Here is a 4,897-nt window from a genome sequence, read left to right as displayed (position 1 = left end):
ACCTTCGTCTTTCCAGGCAGTGCGAAGCTTGTATTTCACGGTGCACTGCACGCCAGGTCCCATGGTGTTCTTCGAGCATTCTCCCAGCCGCAGCGTTGCTTGATCGGTATTTTTTGCTCGCCGGAAAGCTTCCAAAGCCTCGGCCGGCGATGGAATCTCAAGGCCGGCCGCAGCCAACTTGGCACACAGCGCCGGCTCGGACGCAATCGCGGCGGAGAGCTGGTCTTGTGTGGGATAAAGAGCGAGCGTGCCGCCTATGCCGACCAATGTTCCTGATGCCGCCGCCAAAATAAGCGCCCCCGCATTGAACATGATCACGGCTTCGGAAAAACCTTGAACGTCGAGGCGATAAGGTCCGTCGTAAGGACCGTCTTCGTCCGCCCGGCAATGTTGACCGTCGTGCTGACGCTTTTCATTCGGGTAACTGCCTCTTTTCGTGCCACTAATTTAGCCAGCCGGGGTGACTCAAGCTTACGGTCTGCTAAGGTTGAACCAGGCGCGCTGCCGCAGCCCGTTCGCGTCGTCGTAATCGATGTAGTAAGGCTTCGCGCGGCGCGGGCGTTGAATGTCGTAATAGGTGGTTGTCCGATCGTTATGCGCTGCGCTCGGTATATAGGTAAGTTGGACCAGCACGATGCGGTCGCCGAGCTGGATGGTTCCCGTCAGACTTCCGTCGGCCTGACCATGCCGCGCTCCAAAGTTGGCAGGCTGACCGAGATTGCCAGCCGCGATTCGGCACATGCTGGCCCGCTCTTGCCCAGGGCGGTCGCTAGCCGGCGCGTAAGGCGACCATCCCTGCGGGCAGGCCCCGTACGGATCGTAACCGGCCGCGGAAGAATTGGCCTGCGGACAAATCGGCCACGAAAAGCCCGGCAAGCCCATGGCGTCGATCAGCCGATCTATCGGCGGATGACAGGAGGGCGTGCCCTGCCAGTCACCAGACAGGCAAAGCAGGACCTCACACCCCCACTCCGATGCCGATGTTTTGGACGGAACAGACGCGGCGCCCGCGAACGCGGCAGCGCCGATAACGAGACATTTGAGCATGGTGATTGCGCTTTTCCTCTGAGAGTTTTTGACACTTTACTATGGATTTTGCCCCAGGAAAAGCGCAGACCGAACAGGCGGGCTCGTGCGAATACATAGATTCATGTTGCCAAATGAAGCGGGCGAGGTGAACAACCCGCTTCGGGACAATATCGCGTGGTTCCTCGAAACCGAGCGGGGTAAGCGAAAGCTTCGCCATCAACACATGGCGGAACTGTTCAAAACGTCGCCTGGTCAAGGACTGGCATACCGCACCTACATCCGCACCATGAGAAAACGAAACAACGTGACCCTGCGCACGGTGGAACAGATGGCCCAGGCGCTGCAGGTGTCGATCGCGACACTTCTGGTCGGCGGCGCCGCGGTGGAACCCTGGGCGCACAAGCTCACCGAAAAGTCGATCCGCGCGCGCCTCGCCGCCATCATCAACAGCGAGCGGAAGCGCCGCAACCTGGTCCGCTATCAAATGGCGGAGCTCCTGGGCGTGTCGGAGATCACCTTCACCAAGCTCGAGCGCGCGAGTGGCAATATCAGTGTGGACACGATCGCCGCCGTCGGCGAGGCGCTCGGTCGCGATCCGGCGATGTTTCTGTTTCAGGAAACCGAGAGCCAGCATCAATCGGCTTGATGTGGCGCGGCCGATCGCAAAGCCGCTTTAAAAGCAGCATCGTGTCGCCTTTAGGGGTTCCGCGCCAAGCGTGGTTTTGGCGGTCAAGGCGGCAGCCGGTCGGCGATTCGTGACTGGAGAATGGCGGCCGGGGGCAAGTCGGATCGGCTGCCAGAGGTCTTGCGCTATATTTGTTGCGTGGCACCGCTTTCTTGAAGGGCAGGTCGGATACCATTTTAGGCTGGGATTGCCCGAAATTTGGCAATTCAGGCGCTCTGACGATGCACAACAACAATGTTAATTCGGGTCCTGGTCTCCCCATTGCCTGCGCTCGGTGATGCACAGCGAGCCGAACGGCTCTTGTTTTGTGTGACATGGCGCCTTATATTGCACACACATAACCACGGAATACGGAAATGACCGCAACCAGCATCATCAAGGCATCGCGAGGCAGAGCTTCGGGCAAGACGCATCAGGTCGCCAAGGCGCCCGCGCTGGCTGTGGCGCTTGAGGACGCTAGGCAGGCAGGCTTGCTCGATGGCGAGAGGACCGAACATCTGTCCTTCCGCGCACCGAAGGCCTTAATCGAGGCGGCCAAGCGGGAAAGCGGCATCGAGTCGCCGACCGATCTCGGCATTCTCGCGCTTGCCACACTTGCCCAGCCGGATCCCGTAGCATCGTTCCTCAAGCGCACGCAGGGCAGCCTTGGCGCGGGCCACGAGCTTGACTTCTGATCTGCGAGCGGCGCTTCGGCGCTTCAAGCCCGAACGACGAAAGAACCAGTTGAAGCCGCGACCACAAGAAAGGCTGGTCGCGGTGGCGGATATCGATCTGCCCGGCCGCCCGATGCTCGTGCCGGACACCAACGTCTACATCATGTTCGCCTCAGGGCAATTGCCAAACGCGGCGCGTGCCCTCATCGAACGCTCCCTGCTGTTCCATTGCTCCGTTTGCTTAGGCGAGCTTGCCACTGGCGTCGCCAATTTCGATTCCTCCGCCTCGGCATGGCGCAGAGTTCGCGACCACTATGCAACTCTTTTCGATGCGGTTCCTGCAACCCGTTTGCTCACGCCGGATTCGCAACTTTGGATCGAGGCCGGGGTGATCGCCGGCATTCTGGCGCGCACACAGAATTTCCAGCCCCATCAGCGCAAGGAATGCCTCAACGATGCGCTAATCTATCTGACCGCCGCCAGGAGTGGCTTGCCGGTTCTCACCGCCAACAGGGATGAGTTCGATCTTATCCAGCAGATCGCCCCGGACGGACAGTTCGTCCATCTTTGAATTTCAGGCTTTGGAGCAGGTGCGCGGCCGCCATGGCGATCCCGTTTCAGCCTCGTATAACTCTGCGGCCTCGTCGCGCATGACCTCGAAAGCATTACGGCGCTCGATGAGCGTTATGCCTTCGGCCGAGCCGCTGGCACAGTGACATCGAGAGAGGATCGTCACGCGCATGCGCGGAGACCGCTTGCGGGCTCCGGGAGCGCCACTTGGGGCGCGAGTAGAGCCGTGCCCGAAGGGCCTCGCCCAAGCCTTCCTTATCGAAAATATGCCAAGCAGGCGTAGGCCTATTCTGCCGATCCATCATCGCCACGAATCGATCGAGTGGGATCGATTCAGCAATGTCGTTGGACGCTGCTTCCGCAGGAAGCGAGACTCCAGCCATGGATCACGACGAAACAGCCCCGGTTCATCTTCGCCGCATCGACCCGTCACGGAACATGCGGCGTTTCTATACGCTCGCCATCCAGTCGACCCTGTTCGGCGGCGCCTCCGTCATCCGCAACTGGGGAAGGATCGGCACCAACGGCCAGTCGATGATGGAGACGTTCGACAATGAGGATGACGCGGCGAGCGCTTCGATGCGTCTCGAAGATACGAAGCGTCGCAAGGGATATCGCGACAGCAGCGCCGCGTGAAATCTGAATCGCAGAGTAGGATGAAATAGCCAAGAATCCCGCGATTTTCGGTAGATGCAGGCCGTTACTCGAACGCCTGCCCTACCCTTGCAGCGAATTGGTTGCCATAGGGGAGGGATTGGTCCATCTAGCGAGAAGAGTTCCCGACATGAGGACAGCGACCGAGATTGCCGACAAGATTGCGGCAACGCGGAACCTGACCAAGGCGCAGGCCAAGGCTATAGTCGACAGCGTCTTCAAGGAGATTGCCTCAGCGGCGGCGAACGGGGCCGAGACGAACATCCCCGGCTTCGGAAAATTCAAGGTGAAGGCGACGCCGGCCCGTGAAGGCCGCAATCCGGCCACCGGGGGAACGATCAGGATCGCGGCCTCGAAGAAACTGGCCTTCGCGCCGGCGAAGGCCGTAAAGGACGCGCTCAACGGCTGAGGCCGGCAAGCGCGTCCGAGGCGCGACGCCGCCTAGAAGGGCGGCTCGCTGCTGAAGAGGCCTTCCTGCTCGGCCCAGATCGCCTCGCGCTCGGCCAGCGCCATCGCGAGCTCCTCCTTGATCCAGCGCCGCTCGTTGGCGTCGACGGCGTTCCGCAGCTCGGCCCGAAGCTCTTCAATTTGTTGATCGATCGACATCGTCATCTCCTTACTGTTTGTGAAGGACGACGCCGGCGGCAATGGCGGGCCGGAGGGGTCAAGGAGCGCGAAGCGACCGCCGAAGGCGGCGAGTGGGGGAGCCGATTTTCTGACGCCGTCCTCTTCGGGCGGCGGCTGAAAATTGGGGGTACCGCTCGTCCTTGAGGCCTTCGGGTCGACATGGCACCATGGGACGACCTGAGCAGACACCCCGTTCCCGGTTATGCGTCCGGGAAGCGAGAAGCAGGCGCGGTACCGTCCCGTGTAAGGCGGCAACGTGACCACTGTGACAGGTCAGCGTTGTGACGACCTTCGACGGAGACGGCCCGGGTTGGCAAAAAAGAGGCCCATGCCGGCACGCGTCCGGCATGGGCCTCTTCTTGCGGCTACTTCGATTGCAGATACCGCAGGAACGCTGCGAGGGGGCTATCGTGCGGCTGATGGTCCACATCCTTGGCGAGATCCTCGGCAAGCAGCCGCGCGACGTCATTGGGAAGCGGCATGAATTCGTAGCCCCGGGCGAGTGATGTCGCACGCAGAGCGTCGAGCGTTTCGTACTCGCGGTGGCTGGTGCCGAGCCACAGAGCAAGATCCTCGCCGCTCTCGTCGGGGAACGCCTGCAGGAACAACGTGCGAAGCGGCGGATCGTAGCCGATGACGGCGTTGGGATCGGAGCGGTGGTCGCTGGTGACGGCTGTCT

Annotated in this window: 8 protein-coding genes and 1 pseudogene; 5 read left to right on the top strand and 4 right to left on the bottom strand. The window is 61.2% G+C overall.

The features are described from left to right. Together EOA60_RS18900 and EOA60_RS18895 are read right to left on the bottom strand one after the other, a co-directional pair. Window positions 1-318, bottom strand: a pseudogene (locus EOA60_RS18900) (hypothetical protein); the annotation flags it as partial. A gap of 153 nt (window positions 319-471) precedes the next feature. Then, a complete protein-coding gene (locus tag EOA60_RS18895; protein WP_245479257.1) occupies window positions 472-1,047 on the bottom strand; it encodes a hypothetical protein in 576 nt (191 codons plus the stop codon). Between the two features lie 103 nt (window positions 1,048-1,150). Here EOA60_RS18895 and EOA60_RS18890 point away from each other — a divergent pair, with 103 nt between their 5' ends. The 5 genes from EOA60_RS18890 to EOA60_RS18870 all read left to right on the top strand — a co-directional run bounded on the left by EOA60_RS18890 (window position 1,151) and on the right by EOA60_RS18870 (window position 4,000). Continuing rightward, on the top strand, window positions 1,151-1,675 hold the full coding sequence (locus tag EOA60_RS18890) for a transcriptional regulator (protein ID WP_127335737.1): 525 nt from the start codon (window positions 1,151-1,153) through the stop codon (window positions 1,673-1,675). Window positions 1,676-2,070: 395 nt separating this feature from the next. Next, entirely contained in the window at window positions 2,071-2,388 is a 318-nt protein-coding gene (locus EOA60_RS18885) for a hypothetical protein (protein WP_127335738.1), read from the top strand. Beyond that, on the top strand, window positions 2,360-2,938 hold the full coding sequence (locus EOA60_RS18880; RefSeq protein WP_245479258.1) for a type II toxin-antitoxin system VapC family toxin: 579 nt from the start codon (window positions 2,360-2,362) through the stop codon (window positions 2,936-2,938). The genes EOA60_RS18885 and EOA60_RS18880 overlap by 29 nt, the downstream gene beginning before the upstream one ends. Before the next feature lie 380 nt (window positions 2,939-3,318). Beyond that, entirely contained in the window at window positions 3,319-3,573 is a 255-nt protein-coding gene (locus tag EOA60_RS18875) for a WGR domain-containing protein (protein ID WP_127335739.1), read from the top strand. A 148-nt stretch (window positions 3,574-3,721) separates the two neighbouring features. Next, the gene (locus tag EOA60_RS18870) at window positions 3,722-4,000 is read left to right on the top strand and encodes an HU family DNA-binding protein (protein WP_127335740.1); all 279 of its coding nucleotides are present in this window, start codon (window positions 3,722-3,724) and stop codon (window positions 3,998-4,000) included. 32 nt (window positions 4,001-4,032) lie between these two features. On the opposite strand, the gene EOA60_RS37685 is transcribed toward EOA60_RS18870, so the two are convergent. Further along, the gene (locus EOA60_RS37685) at window positions 4,033-4,197 is read right to left on the bottom strand and encodes a hypothetical protein (RefSeq protein WP_164748454.1); all 165 of its coding nucleotides are present in this window, start codon (window positions 4,195-4,197) and stop codon (window positions 4,033-4,035) included. A 386-nt stretch (window positions 4,198-4,583) separates the two neighbouring features. After that, window positions 4,584-4,897 (bottom strand): hypothetical protein (locus EOA60_RS37680; protein ID WP_164899401.1); only part of this gene is annotated, 314 nt, incomplete at its 5' end.

The organism is Mesorhizobium sp. M1A.F.Ca.IN.020.06.1.1, assembly GCF_004023265.1.
GTDB lineage: Bacteria > Pseudomonadota > Alphaproteobacteria > Rhizobiales > Rhizobiaceae > Mesorhizobium.
The sequence above is the reverse complement of the archived record's forward strand: the minus strand, read 5'-3'. Positions and strand labels throughout refer to the sequence as shown.

Coding starts and splice junctions, on each gene's coding strand:
- EOA60_RS18870 (WP_127335740.1), top strand. CDS start 3,722: ATGAGGACAGCGACCGAGATTGCCGACAAGATTGCGGCAACGCGGAAC.
- EOA60_RS18885 (WP_127335738.1), top strand. CDS start 2,071: ATGACCGCAACCAGCATCATCAAGGCATCGCGAGGCAGAGCTTCGGGC.
- EOA60_RS37685 (WP_164748454.1), bottom strand. CDS start 4,197: ATGTCGATCGATCAACAAATTGAAGAGCTTCGGGCCGAGCTGCGGAAC.
- EOA60_RS18875 (WP_127335739.1), top strand. CDS start 3,319: ATGGATCACGACGAAACAGCCCCGGTTCATCTTCGCCGCATCGACCCG.
- EOA60_RS18895 (WP_245479257.1), bottom strand. CDS start 1,047: ATGCTCAAATGTCTCGTTATCGGCGCTGCCGCGTTCGCGGGCGCCGCG.
- EOA60_RS18890 (WP_127335737.1), top strand. CDS start 1,151: ATGTTGCCAAATGAAGCGGGCGAGGTGAACAACCCGCTTCGGGACAAT.